The organism is Cupriavidus metallidurans CH34 (genome assembly GCF_000196015.1).
Classification (GTDB): Bacteria; Pseudomonadota; Gammaproteobacteria; order Burkholderiales; family Burkholderiaceae; genus Cupriavidus; species Cupriavidus metallidurans.
Window position 1 is genome coordinate 1,932,492 of sequence record NC_007973.1, and the last position, 25,965, is coordinate 1,958,456.

The 25,965-nt window shown below is 64.8% G+C and carries 26 protein-coding genes; 15 read left to right on the forward strand and 11 right to left on the reverse strand.

The window, feature by feature from the left end; all coding sequences use genetic code 11:
• The first annotated feature begins 2 nt into the window (after positions 1–2).
• Positions 3–599 carry a class I SAM-dependent methyltransferase gene (locus tag RMET_RS08915; protein WP_011516512.1) on the forward strand — a complete coding sequence of 199 codons (597 nt, stop codon included), beginning with the start codon at positions 3–5 and terminating at the stop codon, positions 597–599.
• A 68-nt stretch (positions 600–667) separates the two neighbouring features.
• On the opposite strand, the gene catA is transcribed toward RMET_RS08915, so the two are convergent.
• Genes catA through RMET_RS31735 form a run of 7 tightly spaced genes read right to left on the reverse strand, consistent with a single transcriptional unit; the run spans position 668 to position 6,179 of the window.
• Positions 668–1,585, reverse strand: coding sequence for a catechol 1,2-dioxygenase (gene catA / locus RMET_RS08920; RefSeq protein ID WP_011516513.1), 918 nt, complete (start codon positions 1,583–1,585; stop codon positions 668–670).
• Between the two features lie 27 nt (positions 1,586–1,612).
• Positions 1,613–2,683, reverse strand: a complete 1,071-nt coding sequence (locus tag RMET_RS08925; protein ID WP_011516514.1) for an NADH:ubiquinone reductase (Na(+)-transporting) subunit F — start codon at positions 2,681–2,683, stop codon at positions 1,613–1,615.
• 20 nt (positions 2,684–2,703) lie between these two features.
• Entirely contained in the window at positions 2,704–3,066 is a 363-nt protein-coding gene (locus RMET_RS08930; RefSeq protein ID WP_008643948.1) for a phenol hydroxylase subunit P4, read from the reverse strand.
• Positions 3,067–3,082: 16 nt separating this feature from the next.
• Positions 3,083–4,630: an aromatic/alkene/methane monooxygenase hydroxylase/oxygenase subunit alpha gene (locus RMET_RS08935; RefSeq protein WP_008643949.1), complete on the reverse strand. Its 1,548-nt coding sequence runs from the start codon at positions 4,628–4,630 to the stop codon at positions 3,083–3,085.
• A gap of 28 nt (positions 4,631–4,658) precedes the next feature.
• Entirely contained in the window at positions 4,659–4,931 is a 273-nt protein-coding gene (locus tag RMET_RS08940; protein WP_008643953.1) for an MmoB/DmpM family protein, read from the reverse strand.
• A gap of 11 nt (positions 4,932–4,942) precedes the next feature.
• The gene (locus RMET_RS08945; RefSeq protein ID WP_011516515.1) at positions 4,943–5,938 is read right to left on the reverse strand and encodes an aromatic/alkene monooxygenase hydroxylase subunit beta; all 996 of its coding nucleotides are present in this window, start codon (positions 5,936–5,938) and stop codon (positions 4,943–4,945) included.
• A 43-nt stretch (positions 5,939–5,981) separates the two neighbouring features.
• On the reverse strand, positions 5,982–6,179 hold the full coding sequence (locus RMET_RS31735; RefSeq protein WP_011516516.1) for a phenol hydroxylase subunit: 198 nt from the start codon (positions 6,177–6,179) through the stop codon (positions 5,982–5,984).
• Positions 6,180–6,506: 327 nt separating this feature from the next.
• Here RMET_RS31735 and RMET_RS08955 point away from each other — a divergent pair, with 327 nt between their 5' ends.
• From RMET_RS08955 to RMET_RS08985, 7 genes are all read left to right on the forward strand, one after another.
• Positions 6,507–8,135 (forward strand): sigma-54-dependent Fis family transcriptional regulator, encoded by a 1,629-nt coding sequence (locus RMET_RS08955; RefSeq protein ID WP_011516517.1) that lies wholly within the window; start codon positions 6,507–6,509, stop codon positions 8,133–8,135.
• Positions 8,136–8,229: 94 nt separating this feature from the next.
• Positions 8,230–8,928 carry a FadR/GntR family transcriptional regulator gene (locus tag RMET_RS08960; RefSeq protein ID WP_011516518.1) on the forward strand — a complete coding sequence of 233 codons (699 nt, stop codon included), beginning with the start codon at positions 8,230–8,232 and terminating at the stop codon, positions 8,926–8,928.
• 60 nt (positions 8,929–8,988) lie between these two features.
• Positions 8,989–10,401: an FAD-binding oxidoreductase gene (locus RMET_RS08965; RefSeq protein WP_011516519.1), complete on the forward strand. Its 1,413-nt coding sequence runs from the start codon at positions 8,989–8,991 to the stop codon at positions 10,399–10,401.
• Between the two features lie 118 nt (positions 10,402–10,519).
• Positions 10,520–11,728, forward strand: coding sequence for an efflux RND transporter periplasmic adaptor subunit (locus tag RMET_RS08970; protein WP_011516520.1), 1,209 nt, complete (start codon positions 10,520–10,522; stop codon positions 11,726–11,728).
• Between the two features lie 22 nt (positions 11,729–11,750).
• The gene (locus RMET_RS08975; protein WP_011516521.1) at positions 11,751–12,455 is read left to right on the forward strand and encodes an ABC transporter ATP-binding protein; all 705 of its coding nucleotides are present in this window, start codon (positions 11,751–11,753) and stop codon (positions 12,453–12,455) included.
• 2 nt (positions 12,456–12,457) lie between these two features.
• Entirely contained in the window at positions 12,458–13,612 is a 1,155-nt protein-coding gene (locus RMET_RS08980) for an ABC transporter permease (protein ID WP_011516522.1), read from the forward strand.
• A 5-nt stretch (positions 13,613–13,617) separates the two neighbouring features.
• Complete coding sequence (locus RMET_RS08985) at positions 13,618–14,784, forward strand: ABC transporter permease (protein WP_011516523.1); 1,167 nt, start codon at positions 13,618–13,620, stop codon at positions 14,782–14,784.
• Between the two features lie 48 nt (positions 14,785–14,832).
• On the opposite strand, the gene RMET_RS08990 is transcribed toward RMET_RS08985, so the two are convergent.
• Positions 14,833–15,723, reverse strand: a complete 891-nt coding sequence (locus RMET_RS08990) for a LysR family transcriptional regulator (protein ID WP_011516524.1) — start codon at positions 15,721–15,723, stop codon at positions 14,833–14,835.
• A gap of 128 nt (positions 15,724–15,851) precedes the next feature.
• Here RMET_RS08990 and RMET_RS08995 point away from each other — a divergent pair, with 128 nt between their 5' ends.
• Both RMET_RS08995 and RMET_RS09000 read left to right on the forward strand, forming a co-directional pair.
• The gene (locus tag RMET_RS08995; protein ID WP_011516525.1) at positions 15,852–17,729 is read left to right on the forward strand and encodes an FUSC family protein; all 1,878 of its coding nucleotides are present in this window, start codon (positions 15,852–15,854) and stop codon (positions 17,727–17,729) included.
• A gap of 182 nt (positions 17,730–17,911) precedes the next feature.
• A complete protein-coding gene (locus RMET_RS09000; RefSeq protein ID WP_008651726.1) occupies positions 17,912–18,229 on the forward strand; it encodes a hypothetical protein in 318 nt (105 codons plus the stop codon).
• A 277-nt stretch (positions 18,230–18,506) separates the two neighbouring features.
• On the opposite strand, the gene RMET_RS09005 is transcribed toward RMET_RS09000, so the two are convergent.
• The 3 genes from RMET_RS09005 to RMET_RS09015 form a co-directional block, all read right to left on the reverse strand.
• Positions 18,507–19,496, reverse strand: a complete 990-nt coding sequence (locus RMET_RS09005; RefSeq protein WP_011516527.1) for an SRPBCC family protein — start codon at positions 19,494–19,496, stop codon at positions 18,507–18,509.
• Positions 19,480–19,845: an ArsR/SmtB family transcription factor gene (locus tag RMET_RS09010; RefSeq protein ID WP_011516528.1), complete on the reverse strand. Its 366-nt coding sequence runs from the start codon at positions 19,843–19,845 to the stop codon at positions 19,480–19,482. Before RMET_RS09010 ends, RMET_RS09005 begins: the two co-directional genes overlap by 17 nt.
• A gap of 180 nt (positions 19,846–20,025) precedes the next feature.
• Entirely contained in the window at positions 20,026–20,577 is a 552-nt protein-coding gene (locus tag RMET_RS09015; RefSeq protein ID WP_011516529.1) for a MarR family winged helix-turn-helix transcriptional regulator, read from the reverse strand.
• Positions 20,578–20,739: 162 nt separating this feature from the next.
• Here RMET_RS09015 and RMET_RS09020 point away from each other — a divergent pair, with 162 nt between their 5' ends.
• The 5 genes from RMET_RS09020 to RMET_RS09040 all read left to right on the forward strand — a co-directional run bounded on the left by RMET_RS09020 (position 20,740) and on the right by RMET_RS09040 (position 25,960).
• The gene (locus tag RMET_RS09020) at positions 20,740–21,714 is read left to right on the forward strand and encodes a Bug family tripartite tricarboxylate transporter substrate binding protein (protein WP_409365166.1); all 975 of its coding nucleotides are present in this window, start codon (positions 20,740–20,742) and stop codon (positions 21,712–21,714) included.
• A gap of 45 nt (positions 21,715–21,759) precedes the next feature.
• Positions 21,760–23,316: a sulfatase-like hydrolase/transferase gene (locus RMET_RS09025; protein WP_011516531.1), complete on the forward strand. Its 1,557-nt coding sequence runs from the start codon at positions 21,760–21,762 to the stop codon at positions 23,314–23,316.
• A 159-nt stretch (positions 23,317–23,475) separates the two neighbouring features.
• Positions 23,476–24,141 carry a CDP-alcohol phosphatidyltransferase family protein gene (locus RMET_RS09030; RefSeq protein WP_011516532.1) on the forward strand — a complete coding sequence of 222 codons (666 nt, stop codon included), beginning with the start codon at positions 23,476–23,478 and terminating at the stop codon, positions 24,139–24,141.
• Positions 24,142–24,152: 11 nt separating this feature from the next.
• Positions 24,153–24,956: a HalD/BesD family halogenase gene (locus tag RMET_RS09035; RefSeq protein ID WP_011516533.1), complete on the forward strand. Its 804-nt coding sequence runs from the start codon at positions 24,153–24,155 to the stop codon at positions 24,954–24,956.
• Positions 24,957–24,961: 5 nt separating this feature from the next.
• On the forward strand, positions 24,962–25,960 hold the full coding sequence (locus RMET_RS09040; RefSeq protein WP_011516534.1) for a flippase-like domain-containing protein: 999 nt from the start codon (positions 24,962–24,964) through the stop codon (positions 25,958–25,960).
• The last annotated feature ends 5 nt before the right edge of the window (positions 25,961–25,965 follow it).

A 25,965-nucleotide genomic window follows, 5' to 3' on the forward strand; every position in this document is an offset into this window, starting at 1 on the left:
CCATGCCCAAGACAAGCACGGCCGGTTATGGCGAACAGGCCAGCACCCTCGTCGTCCAGTACGAAAGCATCACGTTCGAGGATGTCCATCGCGACGTGCTCCACCTGTTGCCGGCGCCGCCGGCCCGCATTGTCGATGTCGGCGCGGGCACCGGGCGCGATGCCGCCGCCCTGGCACGGCGCGGCCATCAGGTCGTGGCGGTGGAACCGACCGCAGAACTACGCGAGGCTGGCCGCAAGCTCCACGCGGATGTGGATATCGACTGGCTCGATGACACCCTGCCCGCGCTGGCCAGGCTGCGCGAACGGCCGACGCGCTTTGACGTGATCATGCTGACCGCCGTGTGGATGCACCTCGATGCCGACGAACGCGCCCAGGCAATAGGTGCCGTCGACGCGCTGCTGGCCGATCACGGCCTGGTGTTCCTGTCCCTGCGGCACGGCCCGGTGCCCGCCGGCCGGCGCATGTTCGACGTGTCGGCCGCCGAGACCATCGCGCTGGCGGAGCCATACGGCCTGCGCAGCGCGCATTGCAGCCAGCGCAGCGGCCTGATGGATCGCACCGACGTGCATTGGACCAATCTGGTCCTGCAACGCTAAAGCCAGCGCGCGGCGAGGGCCGTCCCGAAACCCGGGTATCCAGGGCGACCCTCTCCAAACAACGGCGCTCAGGCCGCCACCGATGCCCGCTGTCGCGCCACCTCGGCCTGCGGGGCATCTGCCTGGTCCGCGTGAAGCGTGAAGTCGAAGCGGATCGACGCAAACGGCTTGTCCACGCCCAGCGCAGCCATTGCCGCCGCATCGCTCACGCGCGTGATCGGCGGTACCAACCCTTCGCGTGTGGCAAAAGCGAAGTCATCCCACAGGTACGGATCGCCATCGATGTTGATCTGCGTGGTCAGCTTGCGATGGCCCGGCGCCGAGACGAAGAAATGGATATGCGCCGGGCGGGTGCCGTGGCGGTCGAGCTGCTTGAGCAGACGGTCCGTTGCCCCATTCGGCGGCACGCTGTAGCCCACCGGCATGATGCTGCGGAAGCGATAGCGGCCCTGGCCATCGGTCACGATACTGCGACGCAGATTGAACGCGCTCTGCGTCGGGTCGAAGTACGAGTAGTTGCCGAGTGCGTTGGCGTGCCAGACCTCGACCACGGCATTGGCCAGCGGCTGCCCCGCGCCATCCTTGACCTGCCCTTCCATCACCAGCACCTCGCCCTCGCCCGTACCGTCGTCCAGGCGCGCCTCGCGCTGCGCCACCGGCGCGCCTGCCACGTAGAGCGGGCCTTCGATCGTGCGCGGCGTGCCGCCGGCAATGCCTGCCTGGCTTTCGGCCTCGTCCATGCGCAGGTCCAGAAAGTGATCGAACCCGAGCCCCGGCGCGATCAGGCCCAGTTCGCCCGAGCGGCCGGCTTCGGCCAGGAAATTGAGGCCGGACCAGAATTCCTCGGGCTGGATATCCAGGTCCTCGATCATGTGGAACAGGTCGCGCACCATCCGATGCACGATGGCCGCGATGCGCGGATTGGCGTGCTGGCCGGTGGCTTCCTCGATGCGGTTCAGAACGGTGTCGATCTGGATCTTGTCCATGGTTGTCTCCTTTGTGGTGGAAATACTTCAGAGTGAGCGGAACAGCGGACTGCGGGTGGCGTGGCTGGCGTCTGCCGCCGACAGGAACTTCTCGGTGAAGATGTCCTTCTCGAACAAGCGCCCCTGCATCAGCGCGGCGATGCACGACTCGATCATCGGCGGTGGCCCGCACAGATAGGCCCGCCAGCCACGGAAGTCGTAGCCGAAATGACTCCCGGCGGCCTCGTGCACGTAGCCGCGTTCGCCGGCCCATGCGCTGCCTTGCGCCTCGGCCGACAGCACGGGCACATAGGTGAAGTTGTCGTGCCGGGTGGTCAGCGCTTCGAAGGCATCACGGTAATACAGTTCGTCAGCGGTCCGTGCGCCATGCACGAGCACGATCTGGCGCTGGTCGCCGGACTCCAGCAGGTCGAGGATCATCGAACGCGGGCTCGACAATCCCGACCCGCCAGCCATGAACACCAGCGGGCGCGGATCGCTCTTGCGCACGAAGAAACGCCCGAGCGGCCCCGATAGCTGCAGACGCTCGCCCACGGCAAGTTGCTCGTGCACGTAGGTCGTGGCGCTACCGCCCGGCACCAGCCGGATATTCAGTTCGATCTCGTCCGCCGATGGCGCCGACGCGATCGAGAACGCGCGCGGCGTCGCTTCCTTGCCGATCCATACGTTGACGTACTGGCCCGGCTGGAAGCGCAGCGCATCGCCCCCTTCCACACCCTCCACCCGCAGGAACACACCCTTGATGGTGGGCGTCAACGCTTCAATGCGCGTGACTTCGGCGGTAAAGTCCATCAGCGGCAGGAACTGCGCGTCGGGCTCGGGATCGATGTCGGCCTCGATCGTCAGGTCGGACATCGGCGTGGCGCAGCAGGCCAGACACTTGGCCTCCTCGCGCTCGAAGTCCATCAGCGCGAACGGCGATGCTTCGCCGTGCTCGATCTCGCCGTCCACCGTCTGCACCTTGCAGGTCCCGCACAAGCCATGCCCGCAGGCATGGGGCAGCCACACGCCGGCGCGCAGGCAGGCGTCAAGCACGGTCTGTCCTTCGGCGATGTCGATGGTCTGGCCGAGCGGCTCGATGGTGAGCTGATAGGTCATGGCAACCTCCTGCAGCAAGTTCAGTTGGCCGAGCCGGCAATGCCCGGCAGGCCCGGGGTACGCAGGCGCAGCAGCGACTTGTGGCCAAGCCCGTTGTCGACCAGGCTTGCGGCCGCATCCGGCGTGAATGGCGTATCGCCACGCAACCACTGCACCTGCGCCCAGTCGATCCGGGCGCCTTCCGGGTGCGCGCCCAGCAGCGGCACGATGACATCGGAGACCAACGCGCCGAACGGCATGTCGGGCGGCAGCGGCAGCGTGAACGGGCTGCAGAACAGCCGGTGCTGGTCCCATCCGAAGTACACAAGCTGGTTGCCGTGGAAGTTTTCGATCCGGTCGCGGACCTCGCCGGTGTAGCCCGGTTCCAATGCGATGACTGGCATGATCTGGTCTCCTTGTTCACGAACGGTTGTTGCCTTGCCCGGTCCAGCGCTCCCAGTTCGCGCGGTCGGGCGAATCGGCGTAGTCGCCGCGATCCTCGGGCTTCAGGTGGTACCAGTCGAGCACCTCGGGCAGCGTTGGGCCGCCGCAGTTGCCCTGGAAAATCTGATGCACTGGCAGCCATGCCTGCACGTACTTCTCGGGCTCACCCTGGAATATGTCCCGGCAGCCATCCGAGCAGAAGTGGTAGTGCTCGCCGTTGTGCTCCGCATGGCGATAGCAAATCTGCGTCGGGTCGTCGGGTTCGGTGAAGGCCATCGGGATCTGGCACACCTGGCACAGCATCGGCAGGCCCGGGTTGGTCCAGCGCTGGCCGGCCTCCTGTTGCTGCTTCCAGTAGTCGAAGCGCGGCCGGTAATGCGTGTCGAAGCTGTCGGGATACTTCTGCGCCAACCAGTCCATTTCGTGCGGCTCGGGCACCCATGTGTGGATGGCCGCGGCGTGGTTGAAGTTGTAGAAGATCGACCATGCGATGTGCGACAGGTGATCCTTTTCCTTGGCGGCCTGCTCGTGATACTTGGGCATCCGGATGCCATAGCGCGCCAGATCGGCAAACAGCGCCCCACCGTTCTGCTCGAAGTAGATCTCCCACGCCTCCTTCCAGCTCATCACGCGCTTGGGGCACATGTAGTCCATCATCATCGCCACCAGCGTCAGCAGCCGGTAGCCGCGCCAGAACCATTTGTCGATCCACTTCTGGATAATCGGCCGGTTGGCGGGGTCCTGCTCGAGCATGAACTTGACCACCTCCAGGCCCAGCGTCATGTGGCGCGACTCGTCGGACTGCGCCGAGAAGCCGAACGTCACCGTGGCCATGTCCCCGTTGTAGGCCGCGCCGGACATGAACGGCATGAACAGCAGGTTGGTCAGCACGTATTCGAACGAGAACGAGATCGCCGTGATGAACTCGAACGGCCCGGCGGTCATCGCATCCTCGAAATACGACTTCGGCACGGACAGGTACCAGAGCCGGTCATGCAGATGGCGCCAGTCGGCAAAGCCGTTGAAGAACTTGTTGTAGTGGCTGATCGTGTGGATCTGGGTCTGGCAGTGCCGCAGTTCGTCGATCGATTGCATCTGGCACGCCACGCGTGCGCCCACGCCGCGCAGATTGCGGCCCGCCATGGCGAAGCCACGGTGCGCCGCGTACTCCAGCGGCGACACCCCGGTCAGGAACAGCTTCAGCGCGTTGATGTAGCGGGCGTCGGTCACGTTGAGCTGGCCGTTGTTCTGCTGGAACGCGTCGATGATCGCGTAGAGCTTGCGCTCCTTCTCGGACTGGAATTTCCAGTACGCATCCATCGTCAGGCGGAACGGGTCTTCCCAGCCGTCCCAGTCATGGATCACGATGCCTTCGAACTTGTCGTGCGGAAACACCTTGTCCATCGGCTGGTACGTGGTCTCCCAACCGAGGTCGCGGGTCAGTACCGCGTACTTCTCCTTGAGCGAGAGCTTCGGACGGGTCGCCGCGCGGGCGGCGGAGGCGATGGCAGTGGCGGTTGTCATGGTTTGTCTCCTGTCTTGGGGTTCTGGCTCAGCGCCACGCCAGTACGAACTGGTCTTCGGTTTCGTCGATGTTTCCTGCAAGGGAAATCAGGCCAAGCTGCAGCTCCTGCACGTCCCAGGGACGGCCGATGCGCTCCTCCACGCTGGCGCGGCGGATCTCCAGCCGCCCCGGCGCGTCGATCTTGACCATCGCCGGGTAGTGGTTGACGGTGGCGTGCGGGTTGTCGGCCTCGATCGCCTCGATCACCGGGCGCATGTCGTCGTTGGTCTGGAGGGCGATGAATACGATGGCGTCGCTCATGGTTGTCTCCGTCATTGACGTGCCAGGCCCAGACCGCTCAGGCGCTTGCCCAGCGCTTCGACGGCATTGGCCAGTTCGGACTCGGCATCCTCGCCGAACAGCCGGTACGCCAGCGGGCGCAGCGCGTGCGTGAAGCGATCGAGCCAGCCGAAGGCGTACCCAGCGATAACCGCCGCGTTCTCCGGGCTTTCCTGTGCGGCCGTTTTCACGGTGGCATCGACCCAGCGCGTGGTCTCGGCGTACCAGGCGGACATGAAATCGGTCACGAGCGAAAACGCGGGCCAGGTTGCGGAGAGGCGCGCGTCGAACTGCTGGTAGACCAGCGGATAGATCAGACCATCGAGCACCAGGTTCTGCGCCACGTGCTGCTCGAACCAGTCATCGCGCACCAACAGGTCCTCCGCCGCGTGTCGCAGCGGCTGCCAGGCCATGTCTTCCATCCAGGCGGCGCGGGCCTGGTCCACGGCGGCCTTGTCGCCGATCAGCAGCCCGATGCGGGTCAGGTACTGCGCGATACCCAGGCGGTCCATCGTGTGATACATCGCGGCCTGCGTGATGGCCGACCCGAAACCGTAGGCGGTAATCGACGCGTTGTTCATGTTGGCCGCCCATTCGACGTGGCGCAGCGGCACCACGCCCAGCGTGAGCAGCTCGCGCACATCGTCGGGCAACCGGCTCAGCAGCCCGCGCTTGTCCACGAACTCAAGGTTCTTCTCCATCGTCTCCTGCTGACGGGCGCGCGCATTGACGTAGCCGCCGTAGAAGTACTGGCGCGGGTCCTTCAGCGCATACCAGTCCTGCATGACCACGCGGGTGCGCCGGGCGTCGTACAGCTCGTATTGCGGCTGCCATAGCGGCCGGTAGTGGAAGCTCGTGACCGGCTGCAGGTCGTACATCGCCTCCTGATAGCGCGTGGCCGGCTTGTCGGCGCCGAGCCGGCGCGCGATATGCGCGAAGGTCTGCCGGATCGGAGTGACGCTGGCATCAGTCCGGATATCGATTTGCATGGTGGTTGTCTCCTCGGATGTCGAGTGGGGGCGTTTTTGGGTATCACTGCAGCAGCTCGGCCCGCTGCTCGGCGCAGAACGACTGGAACTGCTCGGGCGGCATGACCAGTTCGACGTAGATCTGTGGATCGCCGATCGAAAACTCGAACTCCACCCAACGCTCGCTGCGCCCGGTCACGCGCACGTAGCGCGGGGCATGGTGATGCCAGTGACCTTGAAGTGCCTGAGGGGGATATGTCATGTCTCGCTCCTGGTGCGCCGCACATCGCGGTGCGTGTGCGTTGTCTCGTGATTTCAGGTGGGAGAGCTATAGCGAATGGCGTGCCAGGCGATGCAGACCGTTGTGGCGCAAGGGCTTGCGGCCAATCGGCCGCATTCTGGCCGGCCAACCCGCTTGATGATTTGATGAGGTGATTCAGGCGGATTTGATCAAATGATCAAATCGTCTCGCGCTGCGCCGCAGCACGCGCTCCTGATGCGGGATTTCCGGGCTCCGGCAACGCCGGATGCCGTGCTAGGCTACGCAAAAACGAGGCTCGAAAGCCCGCCGGAATCTGGAGTGACAAGGATGACAACACCCCCCGCGCAGCCGCCGTTCGAGCTGGCTTCGCTACTGACCATCGACGCCAAGGCCGCGCAGATTCGCCTTGGCCAGTCGCGCATGGTGCTGATGCACACCGAGGCGCTGAGCTACCTGCGCAAGGAAATCCTCGATACGCTTGGCGTGGAGCGCGGCAAGGGGCTGCTGATCCGCATGGGCTACGCGCAAGGCATGCGCGATGCCGAGATGGTCAAGCGCGAGCGCAGTGAAGAACTGGCCAGTTCGCCCAACGATGCCTTCCTTTGGGGGCCGCAGTTGCACATGCTCGAAGGCGTCACGCGCGTGGACCCGGTTCGCCTGGAGATCGACCGCGACACCGGCCACTTCTATGGCGAGTTTCTCTGGCAGGACTCATGGGAGGGCGAAGCGCCCGTGATGGAGTCCCTGCCCCGCGAGGAGTCTGGCTGCTGGGTGCAGCTTGGCTACGCATCGGGCTACAGCAGCACGTTCATGGACCGGCTGGTCATCTACAAGGAAACCGAATGCGAGCGGCGCGGCGACAGTCTCTGCCGCATCGTCGGCAAGCCGGCCGAGACGTGGAACGACCCCGACTACCTGAAGTACTTCGAACCCGACTCCGTCATCAGCGACCTGCTCACCCTGCAGCAGGAAGTCAGCACACTGCGCGAAACACTGTGTGGCGCGAACCAGGGCAACCTGATCGGCCAGTCGCCGGCGTTCCGTGAAGCCTTCAACCTGCTTTCCGCCGCGGCAGACAGCCATATCACCGTGCTGCTGACGGGCGAGACCGGTGCCGGCAAGGAGATGTTCGCGCGCTGGCTGCACGATCACGGCCCGCGCGGCGAGCAGCCGTTCGTCGCGGTCAACTGCGCGGCGATCCCGCACGAGTTGATCGAATCCGAGCTGTTCGGCGTGGAAAAAGGCGCCTACACGGGCGCCCAGCAGTCGCGCCCCGGCCGCTTTGAACGCGCGCATGGCGGCACCCTGTTCCTCGACGAAATCGGCGACCTGCCGCCGGCCGCGCAGGTCAAGCTGCTGCGCGTGCTGCAGAACAACGAAGTGGAACGGCTCGGTGGCGTGGAGGCGCGCAAGGTCAACGTCCGCCTGATCGCCGCCACCAACGTCAATCTGGCGCAGGCGATCAAGCACGGCCAGTTTCGTGCTGACCTGTTCTACCGGATCAGCACCTATCCGATCTCGATCCCCGCCCTGCGCGAGCGCAAGGAAGACATCCCCGAGCTCGCCCAGTCATTCATCCAGCGCTTCAACGCGCTGTATCAGAAGCAGGTGCGCGGCTTGAGCACGCGGGCGCGCGATGCGCTGGTGCAATACCCGTGGCCCGGCAATATCCGCGAACTCGAAAACATGATCGAGCGTGGCGTCTTGCTGGCGCCTGCCACCGGGATGATCGACGTCGCTCATCTGTTTGCCAGCCAGCAGGCTGCCGGTAGCGAGGAGCCCAGCCAGGATGCCGACGCGCTGATCGAAAAACTGCTCAACCAGCAGGTGTCCCTGCCGCAAATCGAAGCCAAGCTGATGCAACTGGCGATGACGACGACGCGTGGCAACCTGTCGTCGGCGGCGCGGATGCTGGGGATCACGCGGCCGCAGCTGGCGTATCGGTTGAAGAAGTAGGGTTGGGACAGATGGCCCAGCCCGCTCGACACCCGAGTTATTAAGTATTTACCCTAGGTTTTCATATAACCAGAAAAGGGTAAGGTGTCGTCCCATGCAGACCCGACCCATCACCCTGACCGAGCGCGTCATCCAGCAGTTGCGTGGCGAGATTGCCGACGGCACGTTTCCCGTGGGCGCCCGGCTTCCGACCGGCAAGCAACTGGCCGAGCGCTACGGTGTCAGCGCTGCCGTGATCCGCGAGGTGACCGAGCATCTGCGGTCGCTTGGGATGGTCGAAAGCCGCCAGGGTCTGGGCAGCACTGTGCGTTCCCGCGTCAGTGACAGCGGTTTCCGTCTGAGCGGCGGCGCCGATAACACCGATCTGGCCGATATTTTCGAGCTGCGCCTTGATCTGGAAAGTGCCGCTGCCGCGATGGCCGCGTTGCACCGGACGGAGCAGGACATTGCCCGCATGGGCGCTCTGCTCGACGCACTGGCGGCCCAGCTTGATGATGCCGATCACGGCGTGGAACCCGATATCCAGTTCCATATCGCCATCGCCACGGCCACGCACAACAAGTACTACCTGCAGCTACTGCAGTACATGACGCTGCAATTGCATCAGGCGGTGCGCACCGCGCGCCTGAATTCCAGCCGGCAGCCGGGCCTGCCCGAGCAGGTCCATGCCGAGCACGTGGCGATCTTCGATGCGATCCGCGCCCGCGATGCCGCGCAGGCCCGCCTGCACGCCGCCGCGCACCTGCGCAACGCCGCCGCCCGGCTTGGCCTGCCCATGCGCCAGCCCCGCTGACGATTTCGCCCGATGCCCGCTTAACTTCTACTTATCTCCGCCTTTTCCCGACCGCAGATCATGTCCGATACGAACTTCGCGCAACGCCTGACCGAAACCCTGGGCCCCGACGTCGTGACCACCGCACCCGACGACGTGGCACCCTGGCTCTCCGACTGGCGTGGCCTCTACAAGGGCCAGGCGCAGGCGGTAATCCGTCCGCGCACAACCGAACAGGTGGCGCAGGCGCTGGCGCTGTGCCAGCAGGCTGGTGTGCCCGTGGTGCCGCGCGGTGGCAATACCGGCCTGTGTGGCGGCGCCGCTCCGGACGGCAACCAGACCAACGTCGTGCTCAGCCTCGATCGCATGGACAAGATCCGCTCGATCGACACGATCGCCAACACAATGGTGGTCGAGGCTGGCTGCATTCTCGGCAACCTGCGCCGTGCCGCCGAGGACGCCGACCGCCTGTTCCCGCTGTCGCTGGCCGCCGAGGACTCCTGCCAGATCGGTGGCAACCTGGCCACCAACGCCGGCGGCGTCAACGTGGTGCGCTATGGCATGACGCGCGAACTGGTGCTCGGCGTTGAAGCCGTGCTGCCGAACGGCGAGATCTTTCACGGCCTGCGCACGCTGCGCAAGGACAACACCGGATACGACCTCAAGCAGTTGCTGATCGGCTCGGAAGGCACGCTCGGCATCATCACCGCCGCCGCGCTGCGCCTGCTGCCGCGCGCCGATTCCCGCGCCGTGGTGCTGGCCGCGGTGGAATCGCCCAAGCAAGCGCTGGAACTGTTCTCGCTGCTGTTCGCGCGCTGCGGCGCACGGTTGCAGGCCTATGAGTTCTTTACCGGCGCCTGCCTGGATCTGGTGCTGACCCATGTCGAGGGCATTCATGCCCCGTTTGCAGAACGTTATCCGGCCTACGTGCTGGTCGAGATCGCGGACACAGCGCCCGAGGATGTGCTCAACGCCCTGCTCGAATCGGTCATCGGCGATGCGCTCGAACAGGGCCTGTGCCTGGATGCCGCCGTCTCGGCCTCACTGGCGCAGTTGCAGAGCCTGTGGCGTCTGCGCGAGGAAATCTCCGAGGCCCAGCGTGCCGACGGGCTGCACCTGAAGCACGACGTATCCCTGCCGATCGAAGCCATTCCGGACTTCATGACCTCGATGGAAACCCGTCTGGCCGCGCGTCACCCGGGCGTCCGCCCCTTTATCTTCGGCCACTTCGGCGATGGCAACCTGCACTACAACCTGTCCCGTCCGCTTGGCGCCGATCCGAAATGGGCGCTCAATGAAGGCAAGGCCGTCAGCGAGGACGTGCTGGAAGAGGTGGCCCGCTACGACGGCAGCATCAGCGCCGAGCACGGCATCGGCCAGCTCAAGCGGGAGTCGTTCCTGGCGCTCAAGGACCCGCTCGAATTGCGCCTGATGCGAGCCATCAAGCAGGTATTCGATCCGAGCGGGATCATGAATCCGGGCAAGCTGCTCTAAATTTGGGCCAGTCATCGGCCATTTTGCGACCCTTGTAACGGGCCGCCTGCCGGCCACCGCCACTCGCTATACTGGGGGCCTTTCTCGGCATTCGTCCGTTTTCGCGACGCATCTTAAATTGGCTGATCCAGACCTGAGCAAGCTGAAAATCGATCGTAGCGCCATGGCGCCCGCCCAGCGCCGCCGCCGTCCCTGGCTGCGCTACGCGATCATCGCGGTGGTGATCCTCGTGCTGGCCGGCATCGGCCTGAAGCTGGCCGGGCCCCAGACCGTGGAAACGGCGACGGTCACTTCGGCATACCCGTCGCAAAACTTCACGCTGCTCAACGCTACGGGTTACGTGGTGCCACAGCGCAAGGCGGCGGTAGCATCTAAGGCGCAGGGCCGGCTGGAGTGGCTTGGTGTGCTGGAAGGCTCCCGCGTCAAGAAGGATGAGATCATCGCGCGGATCGAAAGCCGCGACGTCGAGGCGTCCGCCGCGCAGGCGCGAGCCCAGGTCCAGGTAGCCGAAGCCAATCTGGCATTGCAACAGGCCGAACTGCGTGACGCCGATGTCAATCTGCGCCGGTCGAAGGAACTGCTTGCGCCGGCAGCGATTTCCCAACAGCAATACGATTCCGATCTGGCGCGCTACAACAAGGCGCGCGCGTCGATCAGCAATTCGGAGGCGTCGATCACCTCGGCCAAGGCCAATGCCCGCGCCGCTGAAGTGGCGGTGGAGCAGACCGTGGTTCGCGCGCCGTTCGACGGTGTGGTGCTGATCAAGCATGCCAACGTCGGCGACAACATTACCCCGTTCTCGGCGGCCGCCGACACCAAGGGTGCGATCGTGACCATCGCCGACATGTCCACGCTCGAAGTGGAAGCGGACGTAGCGGAATCCAATATCGCGAAGATCACGGTCGAGCAGCCCTGCGAGGTTCTGCTCGATGCCCTGCCGAACCTGCGCCAGGAGGGCCGCGTGTCACGCATTGTCCCGACCGTCGACCGGTCAAAGGCGACCGTGCTGGTCAAGATCCGCTTCGTCGATCGCGACCCGCGCGTGCTGCCGGACATGAGCGCCAAGATCGCCTTCCTTTCCAAGCCGGTGGCACCTGCCGAAAACAAGCCTCTGACGGCCATCCAGCCATCGGCCGTGGTCGAGCGCGACGGCAAGCCCGTGGTGTTCCTGGTGCAGGACGGCAGGGCAAAACAGGCGCCCGTGACGCGCGGCGCGAAGATCGGCGAACTGCTGGCCGTTCAGGGCGTGAAGCCGGGCGATGTGGTGGTGCTAGCGCCGTCCGAGAAGCTGGGCGACGGCAGCAAGGTCTCCGTCGCAAAGAAGTGACCGGAAGGAAGTGACCGCCATCATGTCCGCCGCTCCCCTCGTTTCGATCCGCCATTTGGCCAAGTCGTATCAGCGCGGCGCCCAGACCGTACCGGTGCTGTCCGATATCTCGCTCGATATTGCCGAAGGCGACTTTATCGCGCTGATGGGACCGTCCGGATCCGGCAAGAGCACGCTGCTGAACCTGATCGCCGGCATCGACCGGCCCGACAGCGGCGAGCTGATCGTGGGCGGCGTCGATATCTCCGACCTGCCCGAATCCGCGCTGGCCGACTGGCGAGCGGCCCATGTCGGCTTCATCTTCCAGTTCTATAACCTGATGCCGGTGCTGACAGCGTTCGAGAACGTGGAACTGCCGCTGATGCTGACCCGGCTGTCGCGCGCGGAACGGCGAGAGCGTGTGGAACTGGTGCTCCGCATGGTCAATCTGGCCGACCGGATGGATCACTACCCGTCCGAGCTCTCCGGCGGCCAGCAGCAACGCGTGGCGATCGCGCGGGCACTGATCACCGACCCGACGCTGATCGTCGCGGACGAGCCCACCGGCGACCTCGACCGCACCTCGGCCACGGAGATCCTGACGATGCTCCAGCGGCTCAACGCCGACGTCGGCAAGACCATCATCATGGTCACGCACGATGCCCATGCCGCCGAAGCGGCCAAATCGCTCGTCCATCTGGAAAAAGGCGAGCTGACCAACAGCGTCGCCACCACGGCATCGCGCTGATCATGTACCTGGCCAAGCTGATCACCCGCAATGCCATGCGCCACAAGCTGCGCACGGCGCTGACCGTGCTCGGCCTGGTGATCGCCGTACTGGCGTACGGGCTGCTACAAACCGTGGTCGATGCGTGGTACGCGGGCGCTTCGGCCGCATCGAATGCCCGGCTGGTGACGCGCAATGCGATCTCGCTGACCTTCACCCTGCCGCTGAGCTACGAGAACCGCATCAAGGGCGTGGACGGCGTGACCATGGTGGCGCGGTCCAACTGGTTTGGCGGGGTCTATCGCGACCCAAAGAACTTCTTCGCGCAGTTCGCCGTTTCCGACAACTACCTCGATCTTTACCCCGAATTCATCGTGCCGCCTACCCAACGCGCCGATTACGAGCGCGACCGCCGGGGCGCGCTGATCGGGAGGCAGTTGGCCGACCAGTACGGCTTCAAGATCGGCGACGTCATTCCAATCAAGGGCACGATCTACCCCGGCACCTGGGACTTCGTCGTGCGCGGCATTATGGAAGGCCGCGACGAAAGCACGATCACGCGCCAGATGGTGTTCCACTGGGACTACCTGAACGAGACCGTACGCAAGAAGACCGCCCGCCAGGCTGACCAGGTGGGTGTTTACGTGATCGGCGTCGACAATCCGGACAACGCGGCGGCCATCTCGCGCGCCGTGGACAACGTATTCAAGAACTCCCTGGCGGAGACGTTGACCGAAACCGAGCAGGCCTTCCAGCTTGGCTTTGTGGCGATGTCGAACCAGATCATCGCCGCGATCCGGGTGGTGTCCTACGTAGTGATCGTGATCGTCATGGCGGTGATGGCCAATGCCATGGCGATGAGCGCGCGCGAACGGATCACCGAGTACGCCACACTCAAGGCGCTCGGCTTTGGGCCGGGCTTTCTGTCGATGCTGGTATTTGGCGAGTCGCTGATCATCAGCGCTTTTGGTGGCGGGCTGGGGATGCTGCTGACCCCACCAGCGGCGCGATTCTTCAAGCAGGCCGTGGGCGGCGTCTTTCCGGTCTTCACCGTGTCACACGACACCATGGCCATGCAGGCCGCGTGCGCACTGGTGGTCGGCCTCGCGGCCGCCATCGTCCCCGCGGTGCAGGCGGCGCGCGTGCGCATCGTCGAGGGCCTGCGGGCCATCGGGTAATTCGGATGGTCATCCCGCTCCACTACATCGCACGCAACGTCTGGGCACGGCGCCTGACCACCACGCTGACCGCAGGCGGGCTGGCGCTGGTCGTGTTCGTATTCGCGACCATGCTGATGCTCGACGCCGGCCTCAAGCGGACGCTGGTGACGACTGGGGAACGTGACAACGTCGTGCTGATCCGCAAGGGCGCCGAAACCGAGATACAGAGCGCGATATCGCGCGATCAGGCGGCGGCCATGGAGATGCATTCGGCCGTTGCGTTGACCCCGGAAGGCAGGCCGATGTCATCACGCGAGGCCGTGGTGCTGATCTCGCTGACCAAGACCGGCTACACCACGCCTTCCAATGTGGTGATTCGCGGCATTACCCCGCTGGGGGTGGAGATGCGGCCGCAGGTCAGGCTGACCCGGGGACGCATGTTCAAGCCGGGCTCGTCGGAAATCATTGTCGGGAGCAGCATCGCCAAGGGTTATGACAACGTCAGCATCGGCGACCATCTGCGATTTGCCCAGCGGGACTGGACCGTGGTTGGCCACTTCGACGCCGGCGGCAGCGGGTTCGATTCCGAGATCTGGGGCGACGTGGACCAGTTGATGCAGTCGTTCCGGCGCACCAGCTATTCCTCTATGGCGGTCCGGTTGGCCGACTCGGACGCGTTCGATCGTTTTCGCGCCGATATCGACGTCGACCCGCGTCTGGCTAATGAAGCCAAGCGCGAGCAGCAGTTCTACAGCGACCAGTCGAAGGCGCTATCGGCGTTCATCAACATCCTGGGGCTGACGCTGACCACGATCTTCTCGGTCGCCGCGATGATCGGCGCGATGATCACCATGTATGCGTCGGTGGCGAACCGCGTTGGCGAGATCGGCACCCTGCGCGCGCTGGGCTTCCAGCGCATCAACGTGCTCGCGGCCTTCCTGATCGAGGCCGTGCTGCTCGGCCTGGTTGGTGGGGTCGCCGGTCTGCTCTGCGCCTCGCTGATGCAATTCGCGTCGTTCTCGACCACGAACTTTCAGACCTTCGCCGATCTGTCGTTCCGCTTCGTGCTGACACCCGGGATCGTGATCAAAACACTGCTGTTCTCGATGACGATGGGCCTGATCGGCGGCTTCCTGCCGGCGCTCAGGGCGTCGCGGCTGAATATCGTGGATGCGCTGCGGGCGCGTTGAGCCGACCCGCTGCCTTCTCCCGCTGTCTTCCCGCCTGCTTTCTCCCCCTTACCCCATCACCTCCTCGCAAACCTCCAGCCACGCCCGCGCGGCGTGCGACAGGTAGCGCCCCGGGGACCAGATATGGGCCAGCGCCCAGTCCACGGTCGGCTCGGTCAGCCGGGCGACGGCAAGCTTGTCACGGGACTCCAGGCGCGAGAGCAACGGTTCGGGCAGAAAGGTCGTGCCGAGCCCCGCCGCAGCCATGGATGCCAGGAAGTCCCAGTGCCCGCTCTGCGCCACCACATGGGGCTCGAAGCGAGCATCGGTGAATGCCTGCCGCAGCATCCGGGTCAGCGAGAACTCGTCGGTCAGCATGACCAGTGGCTCGTCGCGCAGCGCCGCCAACGTGACCGTGCGGCCACTTGCCCAGGCCGCGCGATGCGGGCCCACCGCCCAGATCGGGTACTTGGCGAACTGGCGCGTCTCCAGATTGAGCCCGCTGTCTCCGGGCAGCACCGTGGCCCCGACTTCGAGTTCGCCATGCGCCACCTGCTGCTCCACGATCTTCCCGCCGTGCTCGGAGAGATTCAGTTGCAGATTGGGATATCGTCGTCGAAACGCGCTGACGGCCGGGGAAAAGAACAGATTGACCATTGGCGGTACACCGACCGTCAATTGACCGCGCCCAAGTGACGAAAGATCCGCCACCTCGAGCGTCAGCCGATGCACCACGCCGAGCGCTTCCTGGCCACGGTCATAGACCACCTTGCCGACGTCGGTCAGGCGCACGGTCTTGCCCTCGCGAATCAGCAGTGGCTGCCCCACTTCGTCCTCGAGCTGCTTGACCATCTTGCTGATGGTCGATTGCGTGACGAAGAGCGAAGATGCGGCCTGCGTGAAGCTTCTCAGGCGCGCGGTCTCCACGAAGTAACGCAGCGCACGAATGTCGATCGGCATGATCCGTTCCCATGAAAATTCCGACTACAGACCGGAATTTTAAATCATGTTTGGAATGTTCGCAGGGCCGTTACACTTCCGCTCCTACGCCCCCACCGAGGTCCGGTCGCACCGGCCCCACACAAATCATGGCTAGCTGGCCGAATGCCCGACAGTGGCTGTTTTCGCTGAAGGCATTCGCTGCCGCGATGCTGGCGCTCTACATCGCACTGTATTTCGGCCTGCCGCGCCCCTACTGGGCCATGGCCACGGTCTATTTTGTCTCCCATCCGCTGACGGGCGCGACGCGCTCGAAGGCCGCCTATCGCGTGGCCGGTACCGTGCTCGGCGCCACCGCGGCAGTGGCGACGGTGCCGCAACTGGTCAATATGCCGATCGTGCTGATGGGCGCGATCTCCCTCTGGATCATGGTGCTGGTCTACCTGTCGCTGCTGCAACGGTCACCGCGCAGCTACGTGTTCCTGCTGGCCGCCTACACGCTGCCGATCGTCGCGCTGCCGGCGGTGATGCACCCGGGCGACATCTTCGACATCGCGGTGGCCCGGATCGAGGAGATCGTGATCGGGATCGTCTGCGCGGGGCTGGTCGGATCGATCGTCTTTCCCGCGAAAGTGGCGCCAGCGCTGCGAGACCGCATCCGCATCTGGCTGCACGACGCGGCCGCATGGGCCAACGATATCGTCAATGCCAGCCCCCGTGCCGATGCCAGCCGTCACCGTCTAGCCGCCGATATGCTGGCGCTCGACCAGTTGATCGCGCAGCTTTCGTTCGATACCGACAGCCAGCAGACGCTGCACCACGCCCGCGCGCTGCGTGCGCGGATGTCGGGGTTGATGCCGATCCTGTCGGCGCTGGAAAGCGTGCTGCATGCACTGCGCACGACGCCCGAAGGCAGCGAGCGCGAAGCCCTGACCCGTACCGCCACCCATCTGCAGGCGCAGTTCAACCGGCTGATGCGGACCTGCGAGAGGCTGCAGCACGGCATCAGCGACCACCCGCCCGACCTGCCCCCCGAGGAACCGGCAGGCGCCGAGCAGGCCGCGGACGAGGCGGCCGCGTATCACGACCACGCCATGTTGCTGTTCGGCGCGGTGTCGGCCGGACTGGCGGTGTTCTGCGTCGGGCTGCTCTGGATCTTCTCGGGCTGGGAGGATGGCGGCGGCCCCGTGGCCGTGGCGTCGATCGCAAGCTGCTTTTTCGCGACCATCGACGAGCCCCGTCCGGTGGCGCGCATGTTCCTGCGCTGGAGCGCCGCGTGCCTGCTGATTGCATCGTTCTACCTGTTCATGGTGATTCCGCACGCGCAGACGTTCGAGACCCTGGTGGGGATGTTGTCCGTGCCCTACCTTGGCATTGGCATGTTGATCCAGCGGCCAGGATTCAATCTGATCGCGATGCTGCTATCGGTGAATACGGCGTCGTTCGCCAACGTGCAGAGCGTCTACGACACAAACTTCCTCGGCATCTTCAATACGAGCCTGGCCAATGCGGCGGCCATGCTGTTCGCACCGGTCTGGGCGATGCTGGCGCGGCCTTTCGGCGCCCATGTGGCCGCGCACCGCCTGCTGCGCGCGAGCTGGCAGGACCTGGCGCACGCCGCCACGTGGCGCGCTGCGGACATCCATACGCAGCTTGGCGCCCGGATGCTCGACCGGCTGGGCCAGTTGATGCCACGCCTGGGCGCCAGCCGGGGGCGGCTGGCATCCGATGGGTTTACGGAGTTGCAGATCGGCTACTGCACGCTGGCGCTGCAGCGCGCGCTGCCGTCATTGCCGCCAGCTGCGCGCAAACCCATCAGGCGGGTGTTGAGCATCGTGGCACGCCACTTCCGGGCGCGCGCGCGCGCCGGGCATGTGGTACCCGTGCCGATGCCACTGCGGCAGTGGCTCGATACCTCGATCGGACAGGTCATGGCGGCGCGTGGCGATAACCAGCAGATGGCGGCTGTACTGAGCGCGCTCGTGGTGCTTCGCCTCACGATGCAAACGCATGAAAAAAACGACTGATTCGGAGATTTTTAAATCATCACCGGAATACTTCCGACTCACTACACTTCATCCCGTGCCGCACCTCCCCCCAAGTACGGCACCGCTCACAAGGCGTACCGGACGGCGCGTCTCGACAACACCCCCATCCATCCTGCCCGACGCGTCGTCCACCTTCAGTTGAAGTTCACCAGCACAAGAAAATGTTGAAAGCCCTGATTGCCACGACCATCACAACGACTCTTCTCGGCGCCAGCGCGCTGGCCGTGGCACAACCCCCGCAAGGCCTGCAAGACCGAGGCGTACCTGCCGACCGTTATGGCTATGAAATGCACATCGGCAAGCGTGACCCGTACACCGATGGCGCACATGGCATCCGTCAGCGCGACCCGTACACCGACGGCGCGCACGGCATCCGTGAACGCGACCCCTATACCGATGGCGCCCATGGCTCGGCCGGCATGAATCTGGCCGGCCTGGACCGCACCGGCGTATCCGCCCCGCCGGCGCACAGCGCCTGAAGTTGAAGCAGCAAGAAGTAGAAGCAGAGCAGTAGAAGAAGCAGAAGCACGCAGTAGCAGTAGCAGTAGCAGTAGCAGTAGCAGTAGCAGTAGCAGTAGCAGTAGCAGTAGCAGTAGCAGTAGCAGTAGCAGTAGCAGTAGCAGTAGCAGTAGCAGTAGCAGTAGCAGTAGCAGTAGCAGTAGCAGTAGCAGTAAATAGCAGTACGTAGTTCTTGTGGTCAGTCTTTTCCGGCGTCGCGCCTCCTCGTTCGACGCCGGAACCTCTCCTCTCGAAGCCTCAGCGCTTCGTCATCGCCTTCAGCCATTCCCCGATCGCATCGAGCAGCAGTCCGGAGCCATGCTCGCGCGATCCTGCATCGTCATAGCCATCGAGAAACGCACCCTGCTCGGTCATGACGAGCCGAGTACCCTGCCCCGCCCGCTTCAGTTCGAAGGTGGCCAGCGAGACCGAGATCTTGCGTTCACCCATATGCATCTCGTAGCTGTAGACCAGCCGCTCGTTGGGGATCACGTCGAAGTACACCGCGTCGAACGTGGACACCAGGCCGTTCTCCCAGCGCCCCTGCAGATGCTCGCGGCCACCGGGCCGCACGTCCATCGTGCGCTTGACCTCGGTATAGCCCGGGCCACCGTTGAACCACTGTGCCTTGGCGACGGGATCGCTCAGCGCGCGGAATACCAGCTCGGGACTTGCGTCGTAGGTGCGCTCGATCGTGAAAACGCCATGCGCGACCGACCGTGCCGGCGTGGCGGCCGCGATCCGCGCCACTTCCTTTTCCAGCCGGTCCAGCGTCTGCGCCCAGCCTTCCTCCGCGCCGCGCGTGAAATTGCCGGCTGACGGGTCCAGCGCCGTGTAGCGCTGGGTCACCGACATCTCCGTGCCACCGCACACGGTCTCGAACGTGACCGAGGTATTGGCATTGAACAGCGCCACACCCGCTTCGGTTACCACGGTCATGTCCAGCACCAGACGCGAATGAGGAATGATCTCGACGTAGTGGCCGCGAATCCAGTGCGAATAGTTGCCATCGAGCGATCGCATCCAGAGATCGAACTTGCCGCCCGGCCGGAATTCGACTTCGCACTCGGGAATCGTGAAGCCCTGCGGACAGAACCAGTGCTTCAGGTGCTCGGCGGCGCTCCATGCCTGGAAGACGAGGTCGCGCGGCGCGTTGAATGCCCGCGAGACGGTCAGCGATTCGCGATCCGCCGCGGCAGATGCCTGGGTCTTCGTAGTTGCCTTGGATGTTTCAGTTGCCGTTGCCATCGGATGCTGCCTCCTTTTTCATGGTTTCGAGGTACTCGCCCAACCGGTCGAAATGCCCTTCCCATTCAGCGCGACGCGCGTTGATCCACTGCTCTGCCTCACTGAGCGCTTTCGGCGCCATGGTGCAGGTGCGTACTCGCCCGACCTTCTCGGTCCGGACCAGACCGGCCTGTTCAAGCACGGACAGGTGCTGCATCACCGCCGGCAGCGACATCGCCAGGGGCCGCGCCAGTTCCGTCACCGAAAGCGGCCCGCGTGCAAGCTGCGCGAGCATGGTGCGCCGCGTGGTATCGGCCAGCGCCTGGAATGTGGCGTCCAGGGCGACGTGGGGATCGGAATAGTTAAGCATGAGCTTTAGTATAGAGAGCCACGATAGTTAAGCAAGGACTTTAGTGATTGAGCGGCAAAAAAGGCGGGACGCCGTATCCCGCCTTGATGACTGACCAACTGAACACGTCCGGCCCCATTTATCCGGGCCATTTGTCCGGCCCGTTTGTCCGGCCCGTTTGATTACCGTCTTGCTTTGGCCTTAGCGCTTCCGCCACACGTTCAGCGGATCTTCGAACGCCGGCGCATCGGCGGCATCGGACCTGTCCGCCAGGGGTTTCGCCGCCAGCAGCATCGTCATGGCCTGCGCATGGAGTTTGTCCAGGCAGCGCGAGAACATCTCCGCCTCATCCTCATTCAGGCAGCCCGCCAATTCCCGATTGAAATCGCGCGCCCGCGCGAAGGCCGCCGCGTACACCGACTCGCCCGCTTCAGTCAGCCTGAAGGCTGCCGCGCGCCGGTCGCCCTCGCGCGAATCCCGGCGTACCAATCCCTTGTCAATCAGGCCATGCACCGCGCGGCTGGCCAGCACCTTGTCGAGCCCCGCGCTGGCTGCCAGTTCGGTCAGCCGGGTGCCTGGCTGTTCACCGAGGAATGCCAGCATCCGCCACTCGCGGCGACTGACGCCCGCTGCGGCCCGCAGATGCAAGCCGCTCGCGGCCATCGCCACGCGGCTCAGGTGATAGAGACGGTAATTGATGAAGTCGACCAGCCGGCCCGGCGCCTGCAAGGTGCCTGAAGTTTCCTGCGCCATGAATTGTCGAGATTTCCGAGATAGTTGATTTTGTTAACTAATACCCTCGATGCTAGCTTTCGGGGCATACCGAGAACAATCACCACTTCCCCTGAGGAGACACAAGTGAGCCTGTCCCAGCCCCTGCATCTGCCGGCCCTGCTGCGCCGCCTGTGCGCGACGATCGGCGCCGCCACCGTCGTGACTGCCGTGACTGCCGTTTGCACCCTGACCCTGCCCGCCGCCCATGCCCAAAGCGACAAACCGATCCGCATCCTGGTGGGATACCCGGCGGGTGGCACGGCCGATCTGGCGGCACGGCTGGTCGGCGACAAGCTGCGCGAGGAGCTAAAGCAGACCGTGGTCATCGAGAACAAGCCCGGCGCGGGTGGCCGGCTGGTCATGGACTATGCGAAATCGCAGGCCGGCGACGGCAACACCATCGTACTGGCCAACTCGGCGGTGATGACCATCGCGCCGCTCGTCTACCGCAAGCTCAACTACGACGTCGCGCGCGATTTCACGCCAGTGGCGCAGGTGGCCAATTTCCAGCTTGCGCTGGCAACCGGACCGGGCACGCCGGCTAAATCCTTCAAGGATTATGTGGCCTGGCTCAAGACCAATTCGGTCGATTCGACCCATGCAGCCTACGCCTCGCCCGCACTCGGCAGCATTCCCCACTTCTTCGGACTGATGATCGGCAAGCAGGTTGGCGTGTCGATGCTGCACGTGCCGTTCAACGGTTCCGCGCCGCTGATGACCGCGCTGATCGGCGGTCAGGTGCCGGCATCGGTGGATACGCTGGCCGATCTGACCGAAATGCATCGCGCCGGCAAGATCCACGTACTGGCCACCTCGGGCACGCGCCGCTCGGCCGCCCTGCCCGACGTGCCGACGTTTACCGAGCTCGGCTACAAGGACATCGAAGGCGTGGGCCGCTACGGCTTCATCGCCCCGGCGGGCACCTCGCGCGCCACGATCGACCGGCTCAATGCCGCCGTCGCGCACGCCATTGCGTCGCCCGACCTCCAGCAGAAATTCCTCAAGCTCGGGCTCGAACCGCAGAGCGGCAGCGCCGACGCCTTCGCTGCCGTGCTGGCCGGCGACGCCACTCGCTGGGGTCCGGTGGTCAAAGCGTCGGGCTACGTCGGCGACTGAAGACGACCGGCGACGGCGAACCCAATCCGTATCAGAGCAACAAACATGTCAGTCCGTAACGTCCTGTTCATCATGTGCGACCAGCTACGCCGCGACCATCTCGGCTGCTACGGTCATCCCACGCTGCGCACACGCAATATCGACGCACTGGCCGCGCGCGGCGTGCGTTTCGACAACGCCTTTGTCACGTCCGGCGTCTGCGGCCCCAGCCGCATGAGCTTCTATACCGGGCGCTACGTCAGCAGCCACGGGGCCACCTGGAACCGCGTGCCGCTCTCGATCGGCGAAATCACACTGGGCGAGTACCTGAAGGATGGCGGTCTGGCGCTGGCCCTGGCGGGAAAGACCCACGTGATGCCAGACAGCGCCAACCTGAAGCGCCTGCATCTGGATGGCGGCGCGGAACTGGAAACGCTGCTGCGCAGCGGGCACTTCGTCGAAGTGGACCGGCACGACGGCCACCACGCCGAACCGCGCAGCCCCTACGCGGACTGGCTGCGCGCGCAAGGCTACGACAGCGCCGATCCGTGGACCGACTATGTCATCAGCGCCCAGACGCCGGATGGCGAGGTGGTATCGGGCTGGCACATGCGCAACGCAGGGTTGCCCGCCCGCGTGGCCGAGCCCCATTCCGAAACGGCCTATACCGTCGATCGCGCGATGGACTACATCGGCGCGCGGGGCGATGACCCGTGGGTGCTGCACCTGTCGCTGGTCAAGCCGCATTGGCCGTACATCGCCCCGGCCCCTTACCACGCGGCCTACTCGCTCGATGACTGCCTCCCGCTCAACCGGGACGATGTCGAACTCGAGCATCCCCATCCGGTGCTCGACGCGTACCGGACCCAGGAGGAATGCGCCAACTTCATGCGCAAGGAGGTGTCGGATACGGTTCGGCCGGCCTACCAGGGCCTGATCCAGCAGATCGACGACCGCCTTGGCCAACTCTGGGAACTACTCGAACGCACCGGCCGCTGGCAGGACACGCTGATCGTCTTCACCGCCGATCACGGGGATTTCCTCGGCGATCACTGGCTGGGCGAGAAGGAGCAGTTCTACGACACCGTGCAGAACGTCCCGCTGATTGTCTACGACCCGTCAGCCCAGGCCGATGCCACCCGGGGCACGGCCGACGCCCGCATGGTGTCCGCCGTGGACGTGGTGCCGACCGTGCTCGACAGCCTCGGCATGCCGGTCTTCGATCACCGCGTGGAAGGCCGATCGCTGCTGGACCTCACGCGCGCCCGCACCGATGTCTGGCGTGGCTTCGTGGTTTCCGAACTCGACTACGGCTATCGCGGCGCGCGCGTGGCGCTGGGCCGGCATCCCGGCGAGTGCCGCGCCTGGATGGTGCGCGATACGCGCTGGAAGTACGTCCACTGGCAGGGATTCCGCCCCCAATTGTTCGATCTGCTGAACGATCCGAACGAAATTCACGACCTCGGCGAGGACCCCGGGCACGAATCGGTCCGGGCTCAGATGCGCGGCAACCTGCTCGACTGGTTTTGCACGCTGAAGCCCCGCGTGACCGTCACCAACGAGGAAGTGGCGGCCAAGACCAACGTCTACAAACAGGCTGGCGTGTTCTTCGGCGTATGGTGAATCGGCCACACGGCGCGGGTCAGGAAATGACCCCGCGCCGTGCATCGGCTTGCAAATCGGCGTATTCTGGCAAACTTGTCATTCGCGCGTGGCAGGCGTAGTGTTGCGCATCCTCGCGCGCCAAATTGTGGCGCCCCCGCCCCATCTGATTGTTGACGGATGAACCAGAAGACCCATAAATTCCCGGATGAACCACCGCTGCCGTCCACCTGGGACGCGCGCCTTGCCCGCCATCTGGTGCGGCCTCTTAAAGACACCCGCGTTACCCCGAATCACCTGACCACGTTGCGCCTGATCATCGGCCTGGCAGGTATCGCCTGCATCGCCCAGGGCAGCTACGCCTGGACCAACTTCGGCGCGCTGCTGGTCGTGATTTCGAACTTCGTCGACCATACGGACGGCGAACTGGCCAGAATTAGCGGCAAATCGAGCAAGATCGGACACTTTTACGATCTGGCGAGCGATGCGCTGATCACCGTGCTGCTGTTCGTCAGCTTCGGCATGGCAGTGGCCGCGCAAGGCGCGGGCGACGGGCTCGGTTCGGTCTGGCGCGGTACCGTGGCAGGCCTTGCGGTGGCGCTGATCTTCTTCCTGCGGATGCGTATAGAATCGCGGGTTGGCAAAAGTGGAACGAAGCAGGCATCGGCCGGCGGTTTCGAGACCGAGGATGTGCTGTACCTGCTGCCTCTGGTCACACTCGCGGACGGCATTGAACCGTTCCTGACCGCGGCCTCGATTGGCGCTCCACTGTTTGCCGTCCTTGTCATCATCGATTACTGGCGAGTCATGCGGCGCCCCCAGCCAGTCGCGACAACCACGGAATAACGAGCACGCCCATGAGTGAGCACGCCTCCAGCGACATTGCCCTCGCCCCGCCGCCAGCCAGACCGGCCACCAGCCAGCCCGACGCCGCCGTCGCGCACGCGATCGAGCAACTCGACACCCCGGCCCTGCGCGCCGACTTCGAACGCCAGGGCGCGTTCCTGTACCTGGACAAGTTTCTCGCGCCGGACGAATGCGCCCAGCTCGTGGCGCTGACTCGCGCCATGCAGCCCGGCCTGAACCGCAACTACCTGCCCGGCCACAAGCAGGGCGGCAGCGTCAGCCGCCACACCATCGACGAGCAGGCGCCGTTCATCGCCGACCTGTATCGTTCGAAGGCCCTGATCGGCTGGCTCGAAAAGATTACCGGCGACAAGCTCCAGGTCTGCCCCGACACTGATCCGCACGCCTACGCACTCTATTACTACACTCGCCAGGGCGACCATATCGGCTGGCACTACGACACCTCCTATTACGACGGTCGCCGCTACACGCTGCTGATCGGCGTGCTGGACGATTCGTCGTGCCTGCTCGAGTACGAACTGCATACGCGCACCCCGGAGATTCCCGACGAGCCCGGCGCGGTGCAGATTCCGCCGGGCGGCATCGTGCTGTTCGACGGCGACAAGCTGCGCCACCGCGTCACGCCGGCCGGCCCGAATGAAACCCGCGTCTCGCTGACGTTTGAATACGTGACCGATCCCGGCATGCGCCCGTGGCTGCGCTTCATCTCGAACATGAAGGACGCCGTGGCGTACTTCGGCTTCCGGCAGGTCTTCCGGCGTCTGCTTGGCGGCGCGAACTCCAGTGGAAAGTAATTCGCGTGAGCCGTGCAGCATTCCTCCTGTTCTCGATCGGCGCGGCACTGTTCGTCGGTCTGCTTGCCTGGCAAGGCTTTGACGCGGTCACGACCACGTTGATGTCCGCCGGGTGGGGCCTGGCCGTGGTGGCCGCGTTCCATCTGCTCCCACTGTTGCTCGATGCCGGCGCCATCGCCGTGCTGCTGGACCGCAAGACCCGTCATGGCACGTTCTGCAGCGCGCTGCGCGCCCGCTGGACCGGCGAGTCGGTCAACAGCCTGCTGCCAGCGGGCCAGATCGGCGGGCCGGTACTGATGGTGCGCTACCTGTCCCATCGCGGTGCGCGGATGCGCGACGCGGCGGCCGCCATCACCGTCAGCACCACCACCCAGGCGCTCTCCCAGATGATCTTCGCGTTGCTCGGCATTCTGTTGTTCGGCGCGCAGGGCAACCTGTCGGACCAGCGCACCCCGATCATCGTCGTCACCGTCATCCTGGCCGCCTGCGTGCTGGTGTTCTGTGTGCTGCAGCGGCGTGGCATGTTTGGCCGCGTGCTGCGCATGGCGGCCAAGGTCTTCGGCAAGCAGAACTGGGATGGCCTGGCCCTGCGCGCCGACGCCGTGGATCAGGCGATCCGCGAGATGTATCGCGATCGTCGCAAGGTAGCAATTAGCTTCCTGCTGAACCTGGCTGGCTGGATCGCCGGTACCGGCGAGGTCTGGCTGATCCTGTACTTCCTGGGACACCCAGTGGGCTGGCATGAAGCCCTTCTCCTGGAAAGCGTGGGCCAGGCAATCCGGGGCGCGGCATTTGCCATCCCCGGCTCGCTTGGCGCGCAGGAAGGTGGCTATCTGCTGCTGGCGCCACTGGTGGGCCTGCCGCCCGATGCCGCGCTGGCGCTGTCCTTGGCCAAGCGCGTGCGCGAGCTGGTGCTTGGCATCCCGGGGTTGATTTATCTGCATTTCAGCGAGCGCAAGTTCCAGCGCCGCCGCGCCAGGGCGGCGCTCCAAGGCACCGACTAAGAGGC